Source organism: Novosphingobium sp., from assembly GCF_030699305.1.
Lineage (GTDB): Bacteria > Pseudomonadota > Alphaproteobacteria > Sphingomonadales > Sphingomonadaceae > Novosphingobium.
This window is the reverse complement of record NZ_JAUYNB010000017.1, coordinates 12451-33416: the sequence shown is the minus strand read 5'-3', so window position 1 is coordinate 33416 and position 20966 is coordinate 12451. Positions and strand designations below refer to the sequence as shown.

Below are 20966 nucleotides of genomic sequence, written 5' to 3'. Positions count from 1 at the left end.
ACGGCCCGCAAGGCTCAGTCGTTACCGGCATCGCGCCCACCGACGTCCTGGATCGTGCTGGCGAATTCCTCGAAATCGCGCGCTTCGGTGAAGTCGCGATAGACGCTGGCGAAGCGGATATAGGCGACTGCGTCCAGCTGGCGCAGGCCGTCCATCACCATTTCGCCAATGTCGCGGGCGGGGACTTCGCTTTCGCCCAGGGTTTCGATCTGGCGCTGCACGCCCGATACAAGCTGGTCGATCCGTTCCTGCGGGACGCCGCGCTTGCGGCAGGCGAGCGAGACGGATTGTTCGATCTTGGCCCGGTCGAACGGTTCGCGCTTATCGCCGCTTTTGACCACGATCACTTCGCGCAGTTGCACGCGCTCAAACGTGGTGAAGCGCGCGCCGCAGCCTTCGCACTGGCGGCGGCGGCGAATCGCGGTGTTATCCTCGGTCGGGCGCGAATCCTTTACCTGGCTGTTGTCATGCGCACAGAACGGACAGCGCATTCAGGGGCGCAGCCGTTTGTAGAGCATGAACCCGGCCCCGGCGATCAGGCCCAGCGGCCAGCTGACGACCGGCAGCAAGGCACCTGCCACCGCGCCGACCGCAGCGCCGGTCAGCACGGGCTTGGTCGATGGGTGGGCCATGCCCTGCTTGGCCATGCCGACGATCTCCTCGCGGGCGTTGTCGATCAGGTCATCACCGCGCTTGGGATCGTTCATGGCATCAAAGCTCCGGATAGATCGGGAAACGGCTGCACAGTTCTTCAACGCGGACGCGGACGCGGGCTTCGACCTGCCCGTCGCCTTCATCGCCGTTGCGTGATAACCCGTCTACCACTTCTGCGATCAGTGCGCCAATGGTCCGGAACTCTTCCTCACGAAATCCGCGCGTGGTGCCCGCAGGCGTGCCGAGGCGAATGCCGGAGGTGACGAACGGCGAGCGCGTGTCGTTGGGGATGCCGTTCTTGTTGCAAGTCAGATACGCGCGGTCGAGGCCCTTTTCGGCGGCCTTGCCGGTCACGTTCTTGGCCGTCAGATCGACCAGCATCAGGTGGTTGTCGGTCCCGCCCGAGACGATCCGCAGGCCATTGTCGGCCAGACTGGTCGCCAGTGCGCGGGCGTTGGCAACGATCTGCGCGGCATAGGCCTTGAATTCCGGCTGAAGCGCTTCCTGGAAGGCAACCGCCTTGGCCGCGATCACGTGGACCAGCGGACCACCCTGGAGGCCGGGGAACACGGCGGTGTTGAACTTCTTGGCCAGCGCCTCATCGTTGGTCAGGATGATCCCGCTGCGCGGGCCGCGCAGGCTCTTGTGCGTGGTGCTGGTGACGACATGGGCGTGCGGGAACGGCGAGGGATGCGCGCCGCCCGCGACGAGGCCGGAAAAGTGCGACATGTCGACCAGCAGATAGGCGCCCACCGCATCGGCGATTTCGCGGAACTTCTGGAAGTCCCACACCCGCGAATAGGCGGTGCCGCCCGCGATGATCAGCTTGGGCTTGTGCTCATGCGCCAGCCGCTCAACCGCTTCCATGTCGAGCTGTTCGTCTTCGGGGCGCACGCCGTAGGGCACGGGATTGAACCACTTGCCGCTCATGTTCACGGGGCTGCCGTGGGTCAGGTGACCGCCAGAGTTGAGGTCCAGCCCCATGAACGTATCGCCGGGGTTCAGCAGCGCGAGGAACACCGCCTGATTCATCTGGCTGCCCGAATTGGGCTGGACGTTGGCGAACGCGCAGCCGAACAGTGCCTTGGCGCGCTCAATCGCCAGCGTTTCGACCACGTCGGCATATTCGCAGCCGCCGTAATAGCGCTTGCCCGGATAGCCTTCGGCATACTTGTTGGTGAAGACCGAACCGGTCGCTTCGAGCACGGCCAGGCTGGTGATATTTTCGGACGCGATCAATTCGATCTTGTGCTGCTGGCGGCCCAGTTCACCGCGAATCGCGGCGTGCACTTCGGGATCGGTCTGCGCGAGGTGTGCGGTGAAGAAACCTTTCGACCGGATTTCCGGCTGGGCGTCGGCGATCACGGTCATGCGGTTGCTCCTTCAAAGGCAGGGTTGGAAAGCTTGTCGACCCGGGGGCCATGCCGGCCACCACCAAAGTCGGTGTTCAGGAATGCGTCAAGACAGGCTTTGGCCATGTCCTCGCCAATCAGCCGGGCGCCCATGGCGATGGCGTTGGCATCGTTGTGCTCCCGCGCCAGCGCGGTGGACAGCGGCTCTGACACCAGCGCGCAGCGCAGCGCCGGGTTGCGGTTGACCGCGATCGAAATGCCGATGCCCGATCCGCACAGCGCGACGCCGCGTTCGGCCGTGCCATCGGCGACGACGGCGGCCAGCTTGTAGCCATAGTCGGGATAATCCACCCGGTCGGCGGTGTCCGGGCCAAGATCGGCGACCTGATGGCCAAGGCCGATCAGGTATTCGCGCAGCTGCGCCTTCAGATCGACTGCGGCGTGGTCAGAGGCAATGGCAATGCGCATGAGCTGGGCGCCTGTCCTTCGGGGGAGGGGGAATCGCGTGCGCATCCCCTTAGTCGCGCCTTGCCCGTATTGCCAGTGTTTGGGGCTTGGCCTTTGGTCCAGCATCCCCGGTTTGACATTCGGGGATGCGCGGCGCAGCTTTTGGGCAACAGACAGTTTGCAATACAGACAAGTTCGGGGGAGCGGGATGAACAAGGGCTTTGGCATGGTCGCGGTGTTGCTGGCCGCCGTGGTGCTGGCGATCATGGCGACCACGCCGCCGATGCCGCAAGGCCCGCAAACCCCGCCGACCGAGTTTGCGGTTGCCCGCGCCATGCCCGATGTGGTCGCCATCGCGCGTGAACCGCACATCACCGGCACGCCCGAAAACGCGCGGGTGCGCGATTACATCGCAGAGCGGATGCAGACGCTGGGCATGGACGTATCGACCAGCACCGGCACGGTAGGGGAACGCGGCACGGCCAAGCGCAACCGCTGGACCGGGCGCGATGATCCGCCTGCGACGCTGACCAACGTCATCGGCGTGCTGCCGGGGCGCAACCGTGCGCTGCCCGCCGTGCTGCTGATGTCGCACCACGATACCGTCTGGGGATCACCCGGCGCGGCGGACGATACGGCGGGCATCGCGGTCAGCCTGGAAGTGGTGCGGGCGATCAGGGCCGGGGGCGGGGCGGAGCGCGATCTTGTCGTGCTCGTCACCGATGCCGAGGAACTGGGGCTGGAAGGGGCGAAGCACTTCTTTGCCCAGCATCCGCTGCGGACCCGCGTCGGTGCGGTGATCAACATGGAGGCGCGCGGCGGGGGCGGGCGCACCACGCTGTTCCAGACATCGAAGAACAACGGCAACGCGGCGGCGCTGTTCGCCGATGTCGTGCAGCGCCCGGGCGGCAGTTCGCTGGCGGCGTATATCTACAGCGTGCTGCCCAACGATACCGATCTGACCCCGGTGCTGGCGGGGCCGTACACCGCCTATAACTTCGCGTTCATCGGCCGGTCGGGGCTGTATCATTCCCCGCTGGCGACCCCGGCGCGGCTCGATCAGGGCGCGGTGCAGGACATGGGCACGCAAGTGCTGGACCTGACCCGCGCGCTGCTGAGCGCCCAGTCCATGCCCGCGCCCGCGCCCGATGCGGTGTTCTTTGATCTGTTCGGGCGGATCATGCTGACTTATCCGGCCTGGGCGGGCTGGGCCATGCTGGTGCTGGCAGTCGGGGCTTTGGGCTGGACGGCGCGGACCACACCGGATTTGCGCGCGCTGGGCGGCGGGGCCGGGCGAATGGCGGGATTGCTGCTGCTGTCGGGGGCGGTATTCTACGTGCTGAACGTGCTGTCCGGCGCGGATGGGCCGACCGATTATTATGACCGGCTGGCCGCGATTCCCCGGCTGGAGGCCATTGCCGCGCTGGCGGGCGCGGCGGCGGCGCTGGTGCTGTTCGGGGGCGGAGCGCTGACCACTGCGGGCAAGGTCGGCGCGGCGTTGCCGCTGCTGCTGATCGCGGCGGCCGGGCAGGCAATTGCCCCCACGGCAGCCTATTTCATGGTTGTGCCGGTCATGCTGGCGGCGCTGGCGCTGCTTTCGCTGGAGCGGTCACGCGGCACGGCGGCGCGGCTGTTTGCGGGTGCGGCGGCGGCGGCGGTGCTGGGCTACATGCTCGCGCTGGGGCACCAGTTGATGCAGGGCGTCGGGCCAACCATGCCGATGGCGGCGGCGCTGCCGCTGGCACTGGCGGCGCTGGGGCTTCTGCCGGTCTGGCCCGGCCTGACCACCCGGACGGCGCGCGTCGCGGCGGCGGCACTGTTGGTGGCGGCGATTGGAGTTGCGCTGTGGGTGCGGCTCGATCCGGTGGCAGAGAGCGTTGCGGTCTACGCCGATACCAAGCGCTGATGCAAAAAGGCCCCGGGGTTACCGGGGCCTTGATGGGGATTGATCCAGCGCTGGTTACTGGTCCAGGAAGCTGCGCATCTTGCGCGACCGGCTGGGGTGCTTGAGCTTGCGCAGCGCCTTTGCCTCGATCTGGCGAATACGTTCGCGCGTGACCGAGAACTGCTGGCCGACTTCTTCCAGCGTGTGATCGGTGTTCATGCCGATCCCGAAGCGCATCCGCAGCACGCGTTCCTCACGCGGGGTGAGCGACGCCAGCACGCGGGTGACGGTTTCCTTGAGGTTGGCCTGAATCGCGGCATCCACCGGGATGATCGCGTTCTTGTCCTCGATGAAATCGCCCAGGTGGCTGTCTTCCTCGTCCCCAATCGGCGTTTCGAGGGAGATCGGCTCCTTGGCGATCTTCATCACCTTGCGAACCTTTTCGAGCGGCATCGACAGACGCTCGGCCATTTCTTCCGGCGTCGGTTCGCGGCCCTGCTCGTGCAGGAACTGGCGGCTGGTGCGGACCAGTTTGTTGATCGTTTCGATCATGTGGACCGGGATACGGATCGTGCGGGCCTGATCGGCGATCGAGCGCGTGATCGCCTGCCGGATCCACCATGTCGCATACGTGCTGAACTTGTAACCACGGCGGTACTCGAACTTGTCGACCGCCTTCATCAGCCCGATGTTGCCTTCCTGGATCAGGTCCAGGAACTGCAGGCCGCGATTGGTGTATTTCTTGGCGATGGAAATCACCAATCGCAGGTTCGCCTCGACCATTTCCTTCTTGGCGATCCGCGCTTCGCGTTCGCCCTTCTGGACCATGTTGACGATGCGGCGGAATTCGGTGAGCGCCATGCCTGTGGCCGAAGCTATGTCTGCCACTTCGGCACGGATGCGTTCAACCGCGTCTGTTTCGTTTTCGGCGAAGGCGGCCCACTTCTTGTCCTTCTTGGACATCGCGGACAGCCAGGTATCATCCAGTTCCTTGCCGACATAGGTGTCGAGGAAGTCCTTGCGGCTGACCTTGTGACGCTCTGCCAAGCGCAGCATCTGGCCGCCCAGCGCCGTCAGGCGGCGGTTGAAGGCGTAGAGGTTGTCGACCAGGTATTCGATCTTGCTGGCGTGGAACTGCACGCTTTCGACTTGCGCGGTCAGTTCCTCGCGCAGTTCCTGGTACTGCTTTTCCTTGCCCGCCGGCAAGTTCAGCCCCAGGCTCATCGATTCGAGGCGGTTGGCCTGAAGCTTTTCGAACTTGCGAAACAGGTCCGTGATCAGCGCGAACTTTTCCAGCGCTTCCGGCTTTAGCTGCGCTTCCATCTGGGCGAGCGAGAGGGTGTTGTCCTCTTCCTCTTCCTCGGCCGGGCGGCGCGCGCGGCGCTCGATATCGTCTTCGTCCTCGGCGTCGGCGGATTCCTCCTCGACGTCTTCTTCTTCCTTGAACGAGGGACCGGCAGTGGCTTCGCTGATTTCGCCGCCGCCTTCTTCCTCACCTTCCTCGGTCAGGTTTTCGGGCGCCGGTTCCTTCGACAGCATCGCATCGAGATCAAGGATTTCGCGCAGCTGCATTTCGCCTGCGTTCAGCGATTCGGACCATTGGATAATGGCGTGGAACGTGATCGGGCTTTCGCACAGCCCCAGGATCATCGTGTCGCGGCCAGCCTCGATCCGCTTGGCGATGGCGATTTCGCCTTCGCGGCTGAGCAGTTCGACCGCGCCCATTTCGCGCAGGTACATCCGCACCGGATCATCGGTGCGCTCGATGGTTTCCTTTTTCTTGATCAGGTCCGGGCGTTCACCGACGGGATCCGGCTCGTCGATTTCATCGACTTCCTTCTCTTCCGGGTCGACCGCATCTTCATCGCTTTCGACGATGTTGACGCCCATTTCGCTGATCGCGGCCATGATGTCCTCGATCTGCTCGGAGTTCATCTGGTCTTGCGGCAGCGCTTCGTTCAGCTCGTCATACGTGATCACGCCGCGCCGTTTGGCGCGGGCAATCAGCTTCTTGATCGAAGCTTCGTTGAGATCGATCAGCGGGGCATCGCCGCCGTCTTTTTCGCTGCCGTTAAGTTCTTCGTCCATCAACTCGCCATGTTCCGTGTTTACGCCGTTCCTCCCGGAGCGGCGGATCGCGCGCTGGCCATTTGCCGCAGACGCGAATCGAATGCCAGCTTTCTCTTTAACAGCCGCTGCTGTTCGGCATATGCCCCTTCTGACAGGTCCTGCTCGAACCGCGCGGTGGCTGCCGCCAGCGCGGCTTCCAGCGCGGGGCGTTCGACCAGCAGACCGATCGCCTGAGCCAGTTCCTCACGGGCCTGTTCGGGCGGAATCTCGTCAGTCAGAAAGCCAAATCGCAGCGAGGCATATTCGTCGGGGGTCGGGGCTGCCAATCCCCGAACGGCCAATATGGTGGCCAGCGCCGCCATTTCAAGCGGTTCGCCGGTTTCCGCCGCATCAACCAGCGCATCGAACCGGGGATCGGCCAGCTGGGCCTGCACCAGCGCGTCGCCATGGCGAGGAATCTCGTCCGGGAAGCGCAGCAATCCGGCGACCGCCGCCGCCGCCAGCGCATCGCGCGATCCCCCGGCGGCCGAGCGCCGCAGCCGCCCGGTCTGTTCCGGGTCAGAGCGCGGCGGCGGGGCCTTGCCGCCAAAGCGCGCATTCCCGCCGCCGCGCGGGGCAGGCTGCCAGGCCCGCTCCTCGCGCCGGGGGAAGGCGAAGGCGGAAAACCGTTCCTGCAACTCGCGCTTGTACAGCGCCTTGATGTCCGGGTCCTGGATCGTGTCGACGTGGGCCATCAGCCGCGCTTTCAGCCCCGCCTTGTCCTCCGGCGTTTCCAGCGGCACCGCCTCGCGCTCATGCTCCCACAACAGGTCGAGCAGGCTCTGCGGGCTGGCCAGCAGCGCTTCCATCGCCCGCGCGCCGTCGCGCCTGATCAGGTCGTCCGGGTCCATGCCGGTCGGCAGGCGCACGATCCGCAAGCTGTGCGCGGGGCGCAGCAGGGGCAGGGCGCGGGTCACGGCGCGCATCGCGGCGCGCTGGCCCGCCGCGTCACCATCGAAACACAGCACCGGGGTTTCGACCAGCCGCCACAGCATCTCGATCTGCCGCTCGGTCAGCGCGGTGCCGAGCGGCGCGACCGCATCGGCAAAGCCTGCCGCCGCCAGCGCGATCACGTCCATATAGCCTTCGACCACCACGATCCGCCCGGTCTGGCGCGATGCAGGACCGGCGCGGTGCAGGTTGTAAAGCGTGCGGCCCTTGTCGAACAGCGGCGTATCGGGGGAATTCAGATACTTCGGCGCATCGGTTTTCTTCGCATCCAGAATGCGCCCGCCAAACGCGATCACCCGCCCGCGCGCGTCCTCGATCGGCAGCATCAGCCGCCCCCGGAACCGGTCATACGGCTCCTTGTCATCGACCGCGATCCGCAGGCCGGCCTCGATCAGTTTGGCTTCGGGAACGTCGGCCAGCGCGGCTTTCAGCGCCTGCCGGCCATCCGGCGCGAACCCGAACCCGAACCGCTGGAGCGTATGCGCATCGAACCCGCGCGTGGCGAGATAGGCGCGGGCGCGCTCTCCCTCTGGCGCGGCCAGCCGCTCCACGAACCACGCCTGCGCCGCCGCCATGACGTCATGCAGCGAATCGCGCACCTGGGCTTGCTCGGCCGCGCGCGGATCGGGCGCGGGCACTTCCAGCCCGGCCTCGGACGCCAGTTCCTTGACCGCATCCATGAACGACAGCCCGCGCTGATCGGTCATCCAGCGAATCACATCGCCATGCGCCCCGCAGCCAAAGCAGTGATAGAACCCCTTGGCGTCGTTGACGGTGAAGCTGGGCGATTTCTCGTTGTGGAACGGGCAGCACGCCTTGAACTCATGCCCCGCCTTGGTCAGCCGCGTGGTCCGCCCGATCACGCTGGACAGCGTGACGCGCGCGCGCAGTTCATCAAGCCATTGCGGGGTTAGGGTCATGGTGTGTGCGGTGTCTCGACTTCGCTCGACACGAACGGAATGTGGGCTGAAGGAATGTGGGCTGGATGATCCAAAATCCAATTACTCCCCCCCACCGTTCGTGTCGAGCGAAGTCGAGACACGTTCACCCGGCGGCCGCGCAAAGTGCGAAACTCGCTTCCAATCCCCTGCGATCAGCGCTTCCTTCTTGGCGCGGGACCACTTCCCCACTCGTATTTCGGATTCGATGGCTTCGATCCGCGTGGGGAAATCCGCAGCCCAGACAAGCTCCACCGGGCGGCGGCGCGAGGTGAAAGCGCAATGTCCGCCGTGGTGGTGTTCGGCGATGCGGCGGTCGAGATCATCGGTGTGGCCGGTGTAATACTTCCCGTCAGCGCAGCGCAGGATGTAGGTCCAGAAGGCCATATCAGTGCTGGCGGGTCAGCGCTGGCGTGTCTCGACTTCGCTCGACACGAACGGATGGGGTGGGTTGAAAGCCATCAAAACTCCCAATTGTTCGCCCCACATCTCCGTTCGTGTCGAGCGAAGTCGAGACACGCCAAGCCCCAATCCTCAGCCCAGCGCCGCCTTCACCAGCCCGCTGGCCTTGCCCATGTCCAGCTCGGTGCCATGCCGCGCCTTCAGTTCGGCGATCACCTTGCCCATGTCCTTGATCGAGGTCGCGCCCAGTTCCGCCTTGATCGCTTCGATGGCGGCTTTCGTTTCGTCCTCGCCCATCTGCTGGGGCAGGAATTCCTCGATCACGGCCAGTTCGGCCTTTTCCAGATCGGCCAGCTCCTGCCGGTCACCCTGCTCAAACAGTGTGATCGATTCGCGGCGCTGTTTGGCCATCTTTTGCAGCACGTCGACCACCAGCGCGTCGTCTTCGGGCAGCTGGCTGGCGGTGCGCAGTTCGATGTCCTTGTCCTTCAGCTTGGCCAGGATCAGGCGGACGGCGGCAAGGCGGGGCTTGTCGCCGGCTTTCATGGCGGAGATTTGCGCGGCCTTGATCGAATCGCGAAGCATTTTGGGTGGTTTCCTGTAAGAACGGTTTCGGTGTTGGGGAAAGCGGCGATCTAGCCGGTATTTTCCGCTTTTCATAGGTTGACGCTGCGCCCCGACAAGTCTAGCCGCCGAGCCTTAGCAACATCGCCAGAACACCTGCCAACGGAGCGCCTCCCCATGGCCGACGCCGCCACTACGCACGCACCCCAACCACAGGGTGCGACGGGAGTCCTTGTGCTGGCCGATGGCCACGTGGCCTGGGGCCGCGGTTTCGGGTTTGTCGGAGAAGCGGTGGGCGAAGTCTGCTTCAACACCGCGATGACCGGATACCAGGAAGTGATGACCGATCCGTCCTATGCCGGGCAGATCGTCACGTTCACTTTCCCGCACATCGGCAACGTCGGCGTTAACGATGAAGACATGGAAAGCCACGTTGACGGCGCAGTCGGCTGCGTGGTGCGTGAAGACGTGACGCTGTCCTCCAGCTTCCGCGCGCAGGGCGAACTGGGTGCATGGCTGGCGGCCAAGGGCAAGATCGGCCTGTCGGGCATCGATACCCGCGCGCTGACCCGCCGCATCCGCCTGTCGGGCGCGCCCAACGCGGTGATCGCGCATTCGCCCAGCGGCACGTTCGATATCCCGGCGCTGATCAAGCGCGCCGCGGCATGGCCGGGGCTTGAGGGGATGGACCTCGCCCGCGTGGTCAGCCGCGCGCAAGTTGAAAGCTGGGAAGGCGGCGTCTGGACGCTGGGCAAGGGCTATGCCCGCAGTCCGCGCGATGCCCGCCCGCACGTCGTGGCGATGGATTTCGGCGCGAAGGACAACATTTTCCGCAATCTGGTGCAAGCCGGTGCGCGCGTGACCATCGTGCCCGCACAGACGCCCATCGACGGGGTGATGGCGCTGGAGCCGGACGGCGTGTTCCTCTCCAACGGCCCCGGCGATCCAGCCGCGACCGGCGCTTATGCCGTGCCGGTGATCCAGCAACTGTTGAACCGCGATGTGCCGGTGTTCGGGATCTGCCTGGGCCACCAGATGCTGGCGCTCGCCGCCGGGGCCAGGACCACCAAGATGCACCAGGGCCACCGCGGCGCGAACCATCCGGTCAAGCGGCTGGAGGACGGCGTGGTCGAGATTACCTCGATGAACCACGGCTTCGCAGTCGATAACACCGCGCTGCCGGACAGCGTGACCGAAACCCACGTCAGCCTGTTCGACGGCTCCAACTGCGGCATCGCGGTCAAGGGCAAGAAGGCGTTCAGCGTGCAATATCACCCCGAAGCCTCGCCGGGACCGATGGACAGTTTCTATCTGTTCGAGAAGTTCGTGGGGATGTTGGGTTGAGCAAACTGTCCACCATCCTTCCGGCCACTATGCTTCCGGGTAGCCCCGGAAAGCCCCTCCCCGACGGGGAGGGGTTGGGGTGGGGGAGAGCGGCAATGCCGCTCGTCTTCCCCGATGTGTGTGAAACCCCCTCCCAACCCTCCCCAACGGGGAGGGCTTTTGAGGTTGTGCGGGCCGGTCACGGGCGTTCAACGATTCAGGGTGATTTCCAGTTCGCGCATGATCGTGATCAGAACCCCATCAGTATTTTCCAGCACTTCATTGTTCCAGAAGCGGATTACGCGAAAGCCGAAGCCCTCGATGGCGCGGGTGCGAGCCAGATCGGCGGGGTTGTCGGCATGCTGTCCGCCGTCGAGCTCGATGACCAGTCGGGCGGAGCGGCAGGCGAAATCGACCACAAAGTTGCCGATGGGGAACTGGCGGGTGAATTTCACGCCCAGTTGCTTGCTGCGCAAGTGCGCCCACAGCCGTTGTTCCGCATCAGTCGGGTTCGCGCGCAACTTGCGTGCAATCGGCGTAAGACGCTTTTCACCCACCGCACGTCTTCTCCCCACGTCCTCTCCCTGATGGGTGAGGCGGTTAATGTATTGCATAAGGCTGGCTAATGCCCAAACGCACTGACATCTCCTCGATCCTCGTCATTGGCGCCGGTCCGATTGTTATCGGGCAGGCTTGCGAGTTCGACTATTCCGGCACCCAGGCGATCAAGGCGCTGAAGGAGGAGGGCTACCGTGTGGTCCTCGTCAACTCCAACCCCGCCACGATCATGACCGATCCGGACATGGCCGACGCGACTTATGTCGAGCCGATCACGCCCGAAATCGTCGCCCGGATCATCGAGAAGGAGCGGCCCGACGCCGTTCTGCCGACGATGGGCGGGCAGACCGCGCTGAACACCGCGCTGGCGCTGTTCAATGACGGCACGCTGGAAAAGTACGGCGTGACGATGATCGGCGCCGATGCCGACGCCATCGACAAGGCCGAGGACCGCCTGCGGTTCCGCGATGCGATGGACAAGATCGGGCTGGAATCGGCCCGCAGCGGCGTGGCCCACACGGTGGAGGAAGCCTTTGCCGTGCTGGAACGCACCGGGCTGCCCTCGATCATCCGCCCCAGCTTTACGCTGGGCGGCACGGGCGGCGGCGTGGCCTATAACAAGGCTGAGTTCGAGCATATCGTCCGCTCCGGCCTCGATGCATCGCCCACCACCGAAGTGCTGATCGAAGAATCGCTGCTGGGGTGGAAAGAGTATGAGATGGAAGTCGTGCGCGATCGCAACGACAACTGCATCATCATCTGCTCCATCGAAAACGTCGATCCGATGGGCGTCCACACCGGCGATTCCATCACCGTCGCGCCCGCGCTGACGCTGACCGACAAGGAATACCAGATCATGCGCTCGGCGAGCATTGCCGTGCTGCGTGAAATCGGCGTCGAAACCGGCGGGTCGAATGTGCAGTTTGCGGTGAACCCTGCCGATGGCCGCCTGATCGTGATCGAGATGAACCCGCGCGTGTCGCGCTCATCCGCGCTGGCGTCCAAGGCCACCGGCTTCCCCATCGCGCGCGTCGCGGCGAAGCTGGCGGTGGGCTATACGCTGGACGAGCTGACCAACGAAATCACCGGGGCCACCCCCGCCAGCTTCGAACCCAGCATCGACTATGTCGTGACCAAGATCCCGCGCTTCGCGTTCGAAAAGTTCAAGGGCGCCGAGCCGCTGCTGTCGACCGCGATGAAGTCGGTTGGCGAAGTCATGGCGATTGGCCGCAACTTCAAGGAATCGATGCAGAAGGCCCTGCGCGGGCTGGAAACCGGTCTGGACGGGTTCAACCGCGTCCTCTCGCTCGAAGGGGCGGGCCGCGATGCCATTGTCGCCGCGCTGTCGCGCCAGACGCCGGACCGGCTGCTGATCGTGGGTCAGGCGTTCCGCGACGGCTTCACCGTCGATGAAATCAACGCCATCACCCACTATGACAAGTGGTTCCTGCGACAGATCGAAGAGATCATCGCCGAAGAAACGAAGATCATGGAAGACGGCCTGCCCAATGACGCAGCGGGCCTGCGCAGGTTGAAGGCGATGGGCTTTTCCGACAAGCGCCTGTCGGTGCTCGCCGTGCGCGGCATCCACGTGGCCGGCGGGCTGGGCGAAACCAGCGCGCGCCGTTCGGGCCTGCTGCACGATGCACTGCGCGCGATGGCCGGTGCCACCAGCGAAGACGAAGTGCGCGCACTGCGCCACAAGCTGGGCGTCCACCCGGTGTTCAAGCGGATCGACAGCTGCGCGGCGGAGTTCGAGGCCGTCACGCCCTATATGTATTCGACCTATGAAGCGCCGATGTTCGGCGCGCCAGAAGACGAATCGCGCCCGACCGACCGGCGCAAGATCGTGATTCTGGGCGGTGGTCCGAACCGGATCGGGCAGGGGATCGAGTTCGATTATTGCTGCTGCCACGCGTGCTTCGCGCTGGAAGAAGTCGGTTACGAAACGATCATGATCAACTGCAACCCGGAAACGGTCAGCACCGATTACGATACGTCGGACCGCCTCTATTTTGAGCCGTTGACGGCCGAAGACGTGCTGGAAATCCTGCGGGTGGAACAGCAGAACGGCGAACTGGTCGGTGTGATCGTGCAGTTCGGCGGGCAGACCCCGCTGAAGCTGGCGCAGGCGCTGGAAGATGCCGGGATTCCGATCCTGGGCACCTCGCCCGACGCGATTGACCTGGCCGAAGATCGCGAACGCTTCTCGGCGCTGGTCGATAAGCTGGGGCTGATGCAGCCCGCCAACGGCATCGCCCGCAGCCGCGACGAAGCGGTCGCGGTGGCGAACCGCATCGGCTTCCCGGTGCTGATGCGCCCCAGCTATGTGCTGGGCGGCCGCGCGATGGAAATCGTCGACAGCGTGGCGCAGCTGGATGACTACATCGCCACGGCGGTGCAGGTATCGGGCGATTCGCCGGTGCTGATCGACCAGTATCTGCGCGATGCGATCGAATGCGACGTCGATGCGCTGTGTGACGGCGAACAGGTCGTGGTCGCGGGCGTGATGCAGCACATCGAGGAAGCCGGGATCCATTCCGGCGACAGCGCCTGCACCCTGCCGCCCTATAACCTGCCCGCCGAAATCATCGCCGAGATGGAGCGTCAGGCCGAATTGCTGGCGCTCGCGCTGGGCGTGAAGGGCCTGATGAACATCCAGTTCGCGGTGAAGGACGGCGATGTCTACCTGATCGAGGTCAATCCGCGCGCCAGCCGGACGGTGCCGTTCGTGGCCAAGGCCACCGGTCAGGCGGTCGCCAAGATCGCGGCGCGGGTGATGGCGGGCGAAATGCTGTCGACCTTCCCGCCGTTCAAGCGCGAGTTCGACTATATGTCGGTCAAGGAAGCGGTGTTCCCGTTTGCGCGCTTCCCCGGCGTTGATCCCGTGCTGTCACCGGAAATGAAATCGACCGGCGAAGTCATGGGCATCGACCGCAATTTCGCGACCGCCTTTGCCAAGGCCCAGCTCGGCGCGGGCATGACGCTGCCGCAGGGCGGGGTGGTGTTCGTCTCGGTCAAGGACACCGACAAGCCGGTGATCCTGCCTGCGGTGAAAAAGCTGGTGGAGCTGGGCTTTGGCCTGATCGCCACGGGCGGCACCGCGAAGTACCTCGCCGAAATGGGCGTTCCGGTCGACCGCGTGAACAAGGTGGCCGAAGGGCGCCCGCACATCGTCGACAAGATCATCGACGGCGATATGGCGCTGATCTTCAACACCACCGAAGGCTGGCAGAGCCTGAAGGATTCGCAATCGATCCGCGGATCGGCGCTGTCTGGCAAGGTGCCATACTTCACCACGGCGGCGGCTTCGGTCGCAGCTGTGGAAGCCATTGCCGCGCTGCGCGGTGCACAGCTTGAAGTGCGGTCATTGCAAGCCTATTATGGATAATTAATCGCGTTCCTCAGCACATCGCGATCGCCCGGACCCGTCGCTGCCTTGGCACGGGACGGGATTCGAGTCTCTGGCTGGGGCGCGGCAGGAAGGAAGTGACTGAAGATGGCGAGCGTTGAAAAGCTGCCGATGCTGGCGGAAGGCTATGAACGGCTGATCGTCGAGCTGAAGGCGCTGCGGGAGGAACGGCCCAGGATCGTTGACTCGATCGAGGAAGCGCGCGCGCACGGCGATCTGTCCGAAAATGCCGAATATCATGCCGCCAAGGAACGCCAGGGGCAGGTTGAGGCGACCATCGGTGACCTTGAGGACCGCGTCAGTCGCGCTCAGATCATTGATCCGACCACGCTTTCGGGCAGCAAGATCATCTTCGGCGCAACGGTCACCCTGCTGGATGATGACGACAAGCCGGTCCGCTACCAGATTGTCGGCCCGTATGAGGCGGACGCCAGGATCGGCCGGATCAGCTATGCCTCACCGCTCGGCCGCGCGCTGATCGGGCGTCAGGTTGGCGATGAAGTCGAAGTGTCAGTGCCGGCTGGCGATCGCTGCTATGCTGTTGAAAAGATAGAGTTCATCTGAACCTGACAGCAAAAGGCCCTGCATTTGCAGGGCCTTTTTTCGGACCGGTCAGCGCTTCAGCATATCCGGCTGGAGCAGGCGGTGCAGGTGCACCACCACAAATTTCATTTCCGCATCGTCTACCGTGCGCTGTGCAGCGGCGCGCCATGCCTCTTCAGCGACGGTATAGTCAGGGAATACCCCGACGAGTTCGATCTGGGAAAGGTCGGCAAATTCAAGCCCCTGCGGGTCCTTGACGCGCCCACCCATGACAAGGTGAAGTTTCTGATCGCTCATGACAGTTCCTGGGAGAGAGGAGGTCTGCCAATAGGCACAACATTACGGCATCGCAAGGCTGCGAATGGCCGAATTCGTTACTTTTTGGGGGCTCAGGAGCTCGCGCCGGGCGATTTCCGGCGCGCGCGCGCGGCCAGTCTGATCGCTTCGCCCGCCAGCATCAGGCCGGTGCTGCGCGCCGATCCGGCGGAACGGCCAAGGCGTGCCCGCAGCCGGGCCGCTCCGCTGCCGACATCGCCCAGTTTGTCCGAGGCGGCGGTGCTGGCCGTCTGCCCGGCCTGTTTGCTGATCGCCAGACCAATGTCTGCCGCCAGAGTGGCAACGGTCAGCAAGCGACCGCCCAGCTTTCCGCCAAACCGCCTGGGCACCAGCGCCCCGGCCAGCAGGCCAAGGCCTGCCCCGGCGGCAACCACCAGCCAGGGATATTCTGCCGCCAGCGAACGATAGCTTTCCGGCGGATAGGCATCGGGCAGGGGCGGGCGCGTCGCCACGGCCGGGGTTGGATCGCTGTCGCGCTGGAGCCGCTCCTGCGAGGCTGCGATCTTGCCGCGAATGCGCTCGCTGCGGGCTTTGGCTTCGCTCACTCGGCTTGCTCCTCGGTTGGTTCGTCGAAGTCCGCACTAGCCGGTTCATCCTGAACGGCGGCTGGCTTGAACAGGCCGGAAACCCCGCGAACAAGCTGATCCCGAAAGGTCCAGAGTGCCAGCGCGCCAATCGTGCCGGCGATCAGGCCCTTGCTGTCCTTCGCGACCGCCAGTGCCTGATCAGCCAGATCGAGCGCATCGTCCTTGACCTTTGCGACGATCCGTCCGCCCACGCTGCGCGCGGCAAGGTCAGCCTTGACCTGCGCGACATGGCCATCGACCAGCTTGCGCGCCGCGTTGCGGTTCGCGCGGTCGGCGGCGAGGCGCGTTTCGGCTTCGGTCACGCCGCGTCATCCTTTGCCGTCAGTTGCCCGGCGACCTGCTTCCAGCGCCGCGCCGCCGTCCACCCGCACAGCGCGGCGACAGCCAATAGCAGGAGCACCGAAGCCAGCGTTGCCAGCCACGGACCGATCACGCTGGCCAGGCTCAGCACCAGCCCGAACGTCAGCGCCATCAGCGCAAAGCACACCAGCACCAGCGCCAGCCCGCCCCATGCGGCCACGGCCTTGGCACCTTGCCCGGCCACGGCCGCGCGCGACTTCTGATAGGCGAGTTCCGCTTCCAGCAAGGTGCGGCCATCGTCGATCAGCCGCTGGACATCATCCACCAGCGATCGCTCCGCCGCGTCATCGGCGGCGGGCCTGATCAGTGGAGGGACCGCTTCTTCCATCGGCGTCAGACTTGCGTCCGTCGGTGCCGCTGTCAATTGTTCGACGATCCACCCTTGAACAGGCGCGAGATCAGAAAGCCCGCAACGGCAGCAAGGCCGATAGCAAGGCCGGGGCTCTTGCGGACGAATTCCTTCGCGTCCTCGCCCAGTTCGACGAGTTCCTTGGATTCGATCTTCGCGGCGGTTTCCTGCATCGAACGGGCGGCGGTGCGGGCATAGTCGCCATACTTGGCACCCAGTTTTTCATCGATGGTCGGCGCGCTGTCAGCGACCAGCTGGCCCAGCGTGCCGATGGCGTCGCTCGCCTTGGCCTTGCCGTCGTGCGCCAGCTCGGTGGCGCGTTCCCTGGCCTGACCGGCCAGATCCTTGGCCTCGTCCACCCAGTCACCGCTTTTGGCGGCAAGCTGGTCCTTGTACTCGCCGGCGCGGGCCTGTGCCTCGGCCGTCAGCGCCTTGGCACCGGCGCGGGCGTCTTCGATGGCCTGGGAGAACTTGGCCTTCGCTTCAGGCACGCCAGCGGTCACCGGGGCCGCAGCAGCAGCCTTGGGCTTGCGGGCGGCGGGCTTTTTCGCCGCAGAGGCGGTGTCGGTTGCAGTCGGGGTCTTCGCCATGGGTCATGCCCTTTATCTATGCCACGAAATGTGGGCCTGATTTTGATGTGGTAACGCAATAGCCCCGCTGCAAGTTCCTGTCATGCTGCAAAGCAACTTGTGCCGCCGTCTTGCACTGCTAAGGAACCTCGCAACTGACCCCGCAGGAGATGAACCCGCCATGACCGCGATCATTGATATTCACGCCCGCGAAATCCTCGACAGCCGGGGCAACCCCACCGTCGAAGTTGACATCCTGCTGGATGACGGCAGCTTTGGCCGCGCCGCAGTGCCCTCGGGCGCGTCGACCGGCGCGCACGAAGCGGTCGAACTGCGCGACGGCGACAAGAGCCGCTACCTCGGCAAGGGCGTGCGCAAGGCGGTTGACGCCGTGAACGGTGAACTGCGTGAGGAACTGCTCGGCCTTGACGCCGAAGACCAGCGCGACATCGACCTGACGATGATCGCCATCGACGGGACCGAGAACAAGAGCCGGATCGGCGCGAACGCGATCCTCGGCACCTCGCTCGCCGTGGCCAAGGCCGCTGCCGCCGCGCGCGGCCTGCCGCTCTATGCCTATGTCGGCGGGGTTTCGGCGCATGTCCTGCCGGTGCCGATGATGAACATCATCAACGGCGGCGAACATGCCGACAACCCAATCGATTTCCAGGAATTCATGATCATGCCGGTCGGCGCGCCGACCCTGACCGAAGCGGTGCGCTGGGGCGCGGAAGTGTTCCACACCCTGAAAAAGGGGCTGGCCGAACAAGGGCTGTCCACTTCGGTCGGGGACGAAGGCGGATTTGCCCCAAACCTTGCCAGCACCCGCGCCGCGCTCGATTTCGTGATGAAGTCGATCGAACAGGCCGGGTTCAAGCCGGGGACCGAAATCGCGTTGGCGCTGGACTGCGCGGCAACCGAATTCTTCAAGAACGGCAAGTATGAAATCACCGGCGAAGGGCTGTCGCTCAGCCCGGTCGAAATGGCGGATTACCTCGCCGACCTGTGCGCCGGTTACCCGATCCGTTCAATCGAGGACGGCATGGGCGAAGACGATTTCGAAGGCTGGAAGGCGCTGACCGACAAGATCGGCGACAAGATCCAGCTGGTCGGCGACGATCTGTTCGTGACCAATCCCAAGCGCCTGACGATGGGCATCGGCAAGGGGCTGGCCAATTCGCTGTTGGTGAAGGTCAACCAGATCGGCACGCTGACCGAAACGCTGGACGCGGTCAGCATTGCCAACCGCAACGGCTATACCGCCGTGATGTCGCACCGGTCGGGCGAGACGGAAGATTCGACCATTGCCGACCTGGCGGTCGCGACCAACTGCGGCCAGATCAAGACCGGCAGCCTTGCGCGGTCGGACCGGCTGGCCAAATACAACCAGCTGATCCGGATCGAGGAAGAGCTGGGCGACGCTGGGCATTACGCGGGTGAGGGTGCCTTCGGCCGCCTTTCGGCCTGATCCGCTTATACGGAACACGCGGGGCGCGGCGGGATAACCGCCGCGCCTCGTTTTGCGTCAGAGGGCGATTTCGCGTTGCAGCTGGATGAAATAGCGGGTCATCGTTTCATACCCGTCCGGCGTCAGGTGCAGGAACACGCGGCGGGCGTCGGTGGAGTCGTTTTCCCGCCGGACCAGCCCACGCGATTCCAGGATGACAATCCAGCGTAGCGCTGTGCTGGTCGGCACTGCTGCACCGATGCAGGCGGCGCTCACGGACAGATGTTTTCCTTCGGATTGGGCGATAAACAGGTCCAGCAGCAGGTCCCAGGCTGGTTCGCCAAACAGGCTTTCATCGCCAAACGCCCGGGCCCGACAACGCCGCGCACGATAGACGATGCGGGCATATTCGGTCAGCCGTTCACGATCAGGCGGTGGCAATTGCGCGTATTCGCCCAGATTGTCGGTTGCGACCGGCATCATGGGTTGTTCGGCAATATCCGGTCTCAGTCTGGACGCGATACTTGCCAGTTCTTCAGCAATTGTGCGCAATCGCAGCGCCTGGTTATCGCGCGCCACACAACCCCTTTCCCCAAAACAAGCCGTTCAACCGGTCGCAGCCGATAGGCCATAGGATTTAATATGGGGATAACGGGGTTACGTGTCTTTCCGGCACTGGTCCAAAATGGACGGAATTTGAAACGATTACCCCGATTTGGATGATTTACGGGTTTCCGCCACGCTGACTTCCAGCGCGTGAATGGCAGCATCCAGATGCGCTGCAGCGACAGATGCGCCCATGCGGTCCAGCTGTCGCTGACAGCGAACGAGCGTGAACTTCAAGATAGTCACATTAAGCAAATCCGTCCTTTGCGCTGCTTCCGCGAGTCCTGATTCACGAATAACACGAAGTTTCACGTATTGACAACGATGTTGCTTAGCCAAACCACGCAATTGTCCGCTTGCCCCAGTCCGGGACAAATCCGGCGTCGATCCTTGCCGCCATTCCACCTGATGCCGCCATTCCACCTGATCGGGCAGGCGGTTGCCAGTCCCGCCCAAGTGCTTTAACCGTTCGTTTAAACCATAAGTGGTGAGGATGAGGATGGCAGATTTCCCGGTGCACCCGGATGCGATCACGGCTGACTGGCTGACGGAACGGTTGCGCATCGCGCGCGTGCTGGAACACGGCCTCGTGACCGACCTGCAATGGCAGCCGATCGGCACGGGACAAGTGGGCGACAGCGCCCGGATCACCCTGACCTATGACATCCCGAGTGCAGGCCCGGCCACAATCGCGGGCAAGTTTCCCGCCGCCGACGCGATGAGCCGCCAGACGGCGGGCGCGTTTGGCCTCTATGCCAAGGAAGTGGGCTTCTACCGCGAGATCGCGCCGCATCTGGCGGTGCGCGCCCCTTACGTGCTGGCCGCTGAAATCGCGCCGGATGGCGTTGATTTCATCCTGCTGTTCGAGGATCTCGGCCCCGCGCGCGGCGGCAACCAGCTGGCCAGCTGCTCCGCCGCCGATGCCCGCGCCGGGGTGAAACAGGCCGCCGCAATCCACGCCCCCAGCTGGAACCACGCAGGCCTGCTCGCCACGCCCTGGCTGCAACCCAACCCGGCGCAGGTCGAGCAGATCAAGGCGCTGTATCCGGGTGCCCAGGCGATTTTTCGCGAACGCTATGGCGATCTGCTGGAGCCGGAATTCATGGCTGTCTGCGAGGCCCTGAACGAAGCGGGTGAGCTGTGGTTCGGGCGCGAGGCGCGGACGAAATGCATTGTCCACGGCGATTTCCGGCTGGATAACATGCTGTTTGATATCAAGGGCGGGGCGGAAGAGATTGCGGTGCTCGACTGGCAGACCGTGGCCATCGGCAGCGGCCTCACCGACATCGGCTATTTCCTCGGCACCGGCATCGGCGATCCGCTGCGCCGCGCGCATGAAGCTGAACTGCTGGACCTCTATTGCGCCGAAATGACCGCGCGGGGCGTGGCGCTGACCCGCGATGCGATCTGGGACGATTACGTGATCGGCGCGCTCCACGGGGTGTCCACCGCGGTATTCAGCGCCGCTTATGTCGAGCGCACGGCGCGCGGCGATGACAACTTCCTCTCCATGGCGCGCGGCGGCTGCGCACTGGCGCTGCAACACGGCAGCATTGCCAAGCTTCAAGGATAAG

General features: G+C 64.5%; 22 protein-coding genes. 6 read left to right on the top strand and 16 right to left on the bottom strand.

Annotated elements, in window-relative coordinates:
• Positions 1 to 14 precede the first annotated feature (14 nt).
• The 4 genes from nrdR to Q8Q53_RS07855 are packed head-to-tail and all read right to left on the bottom strand — an operon-like array spanning position 15 to position 2474.
• Entirely contained in the window at positions 15 to 491 is a 477-nt protein-coding gene (gene nrdR, locus Q8Q53_RS07870) for a transcriptional regulator NrdR (protein ID WP_305701217.1), read from the bottom strand.
• Positions 492 to 707 (bottom strand): hypothetical protein, encoded by a 216-nt coding sequence (locus tag Q8Q53_RS07865; RefSeq protein WP_305701216.1) that lies wholly within the window; start codon positions 705 to 707, stop codon positions 492 to 494.
• Positions 708 to 711: 4 nt separating this feature from the next.
• On the bottom strand, positions 712 to 2025 hold the full coding sequence (gene glyA, locus Q8Q53_RS07860; protein WP_305701215.1) for a serine hydroxymethyltransferase: 1314 nt from the start codon (positions 2023 to 2025) through the stop codon (positions 712 to 714).
• Complete coding sequence (locus tag Q8Q53_RS07855; protein ID WP_305701214.1) at positions 2022 to 2474, bottom strand: RpiB/LacA/LacB family sugar-phosphate isomerase; 453 nt, start codon at positions 2472 to 2474, stop codon at positions 2022 to 2024. The genes glyA and Q8Q53_RS07855 overlap by 4 nt, the downstream gene beginning before the upstream one ends.
• A gap of 187 nt (positions 2475 to 2661) precedes the next feature.
• Here Q8Q53_RS07855 and Q8Q53_RS07850 point away from each other — a divergent pair, with 187 nt between their 5' ends.
• Positions 2662 to 4359, top strand: coding sequence for a M20/M25/M40 family metallo-hydrolase (locus tag Q8Q53_RS07850; RefSeq protein ID WP_305701213.1), 1698 nt, complete (start codon positions 2662 to 2664; stop codon positions 4357 to 4359).
• A gap of 54 nt (positions 4360 to 4413) precedes the next feature.
• Here the strand turns inward: Q8Q53_RS07850 and rpoD are convergent, their stop codons facing one another.
• From rpoD to Q8Q53_RS07830, 4 genes are all read right to left on the bottom strand, one after another.
• Positions 4414 to 6426, bottom strand: a complete 2013-nt coding sequence (rpoD, locus tag Q8Q53_RS07845) for an RNA polymerase sigma factor RpoD (RefSeq protein ID WP_305701212.1) — start codon at positions 6424 to 6426, stop codon at positions 4414 to 4416.
• A gap of 20 nt (positions 6427 to 6446) precedes the next feature.
• The gene (dnaG, locus tag Q8Q53_RS07840) at positions 6447 to 8318 is read right to left on the bottom strand and encodes a DNA primase (protein WP_305701211.1); all 1872 of its coding nucleotides are present in this window, start codon (positions 8316 to 8318) and stop codon (positions 6447 to 6449) included.
• 81 nt (positions 8319 to 8399) lie between these two features.
• Positions 8400 to 8723, bottom strand: a complete 324-nt coding sequence (locus Q8Q53_RS07835) for a GIY-YIG nuclease family protein (RefSeq protein WP_305701210.1) — start codon at positions 8721 to 8723, stop codon at positions 8400 to 8402.
• A gap of 147 nt (positions 8724 to 8870) precedes the next feature.
• On the bottom strand, positions 8871 to 9323 hold the full coding sequence (locus Q8Q53_RS07830) for a GatB/YqeY domain-containing protein (protein ID WP_305701209.1): 453 nt from the start codon (positions 9321 to 9323) through the stop codon (positions 8871 to 8873).
• Positions 9324 to 9479: 156 nt separating this feature from the next.
• On the opposite strand from Q8Q53_RS07830, the gene carA reads away from it, so the two are divergent.
• Entirely contained in the window at positions 9480 to 10646 is a 1167-nt protein-coding gene (carA, locus tag Q8Q53_RS07825) for a glutamine-hydrolyzing carbamoyl-phosphate synthase small subunit (protein WP_305701208.1), read from the top strand.
• A 188-nt stretch (positions 10647 to 10834) separates the two neighbouring features.
• On the opposite strand, the gene Q8Q53_RS07820 is transcribed toward carA, so the two are convergent.
• Positions 10835 to 11182 (bottom strand): endonuclease domain-containing protein, encoded by a 348-nt coding sequence (locus tag Q8Q53_RS07820; RefSeq protein WP_305701207.1) that lies wholly within the window; start codon positions 11180 to 11182, stop codon positions 10835 to 10837.
• Between the two features lie 68 nt (positions 11183 to 11250).
• Between Q8Q53_RS07820 and carB the strand changes: the two genes are divergently transcribed.
• Both carB and greA read left to right on the top strand, forming a co-directional pair.
• Positions 11251 to 14574: a carbamoyl-phosphate synthase large subunit gene (carB, locus tag Q8Q53_RS07815; protein ID WP_305701206.1), complete on the top strand. Its 3324-nt coding sequence runs from the start codon at positions 11251 to 11253 to the stop codon at positions 14572 to 14574.
• Positions 14575 to 14682: 108 nt separating this feature from the next.
• Positions 14683 to 15159, top strand: coding sequence for a transcription elongation factor GreA (greA, locus tag Q8Q53_RS07810; RefSeq protein ID WP_305701205.1), 477 nt, complete (start codon positions 14683 to 14685; stop codon positions 15157 to 15159).
• 48 nt (positions 15160 to 15207) lie between these two features.
• Here the strand turns inward: greA and Q8Q53_RS07805 are convergent, their stop codons facing one another.
• The 5 genes from Q8Q53_RS07805 to Q8Q53_RS07785 form a co-directional block, all read right to left on the bottom strand.
• Entirely contained in the window at positions 15208 to 15435 is a 228-nt protein-coding gene (locus Q8Q53_RS07805; protein ID WP_305701204.1) for a DUF4170 domain-containing protein, read from the bottom strand.
• Positions 15436 to 15527: 92 nt separating this feature from the next.
• A complete protein-coding gene (locus Q8Q53_RS07800) occupies positions 15528 to 16019 on the bottom strand; it encodes a hypothetical protein (RefSeq protein ID WP_305701203.1) in 492 nt (163 codons plus the stop codon).
• A complete protein-coding gene (locus tag Q8Q53_RS07795) occupies positions 16016 to 16363 on the bottom strand; it encodes a hypothetical protein (RefSeq protein WP_305701202.1) in 348 nt (115 codons plus the stop codon). Before Q8Q53_RS07795 ends, Q8Q53_RS07800 begins: the two co-directional genes overlap by 4 nt.
• Positions 16360 to 16749, bottom strand: a complete 390-nt coding sequence (locus Q8Q53_RS07790; RefSeq protein ID WP_305701201.1) for a phage holin family protein — start codon at positions 16747 to 16749, stop codon at positions 16360 to 16362. The genes Q8Q53_RS07795 and Q8Q53_RS07790 overlap by 4 nt, the downstream gene beginning before the upstream one ends.
• 32 nt (positions 16750 to 16781) lie before the next feature.
• Positions 16782 to 17360 carry a hypothetical protein gene (locus Q8Q53_RS07785; protein WP_305701200.1) on the bottom strand — a complete coding sequence of 193 codons (579 nt, stop codon included), beginning with the start codon at positions 17358 to 17360 and terminating at the stop codon, positions 16782 to 16784.
• A 160-nt stretch (positions 17361 to 17520) separates the two neighbouring features.
• Here Q8Q53_RS07785 and eno point away from each other — a divergent pair, with 160 nt between their 5' ends.
• Positions 17521 to 18807, top strand: a complete 1287-nt coding sequence (gene eno, locus Q8Q53_RS07780; RefSeq protein ID WP_305701199.1) for a phosphopyruvate hydratase — start codon at positions 17521 to 17523, stop codon at positions 18805 to 18807.
• A gap of 57 nt (positions 18808 to 18864) precedes the next feature.
• Here eno and Q8Q53_RS07775 read toward each other — a convergent pair whose 3' ends face one another.
• Together Q8Q53_RS07775 and Q8Q53_RS07770 are read right to left on the bottom strand one after the other, a co-directional pair.
• Positions 18865 to 19266 carry a hypothetical protein gene (locus tag Q8Q53_RS07775; RefSeq protein ID WP_305701198.1) on the bottom strand — a complete coding sequence of 134 codons (402 nt, stop codon included), beginning with the start codon at positions 19264 to 19266 and terminating at the stop codon, positions 18865 to 18867.
• A gap of 225 nt (positions 19267 to 19491) precedes the next feature.
• Positions 19492 to 19848: a hypothetical protein gene (locus Q8Q53_RS07770; protein WP_305701197.1), complete on the bottom strand. Its 357-nt coding sequence runs from the start codon at positions 19846 to 19848 to the stop codon at positions 19492 to 19494.
• 43 nt (positions 19849 to 19891) lie between these two features.
• Here Q8Q53_RS07770 and Q8Q53_RS07765 point away from each other — a divergent pair, with 43 nt between their 5' ends.
• The gene (locus tag Q8Q53_RS07765) at positions 19892 to 20965 is read left to right on the top strand and encodes a phosphotransferase family protein (RefSeq protein WP_305701196.1); all 1074 of its coding nucleotides are present in this window, start codon (positions 19892 to 19894) and stop codon (positions 20963 to 20965) included.
• The last annotated feature ends 1 nt before the right edge of the window (position 20966 follow it).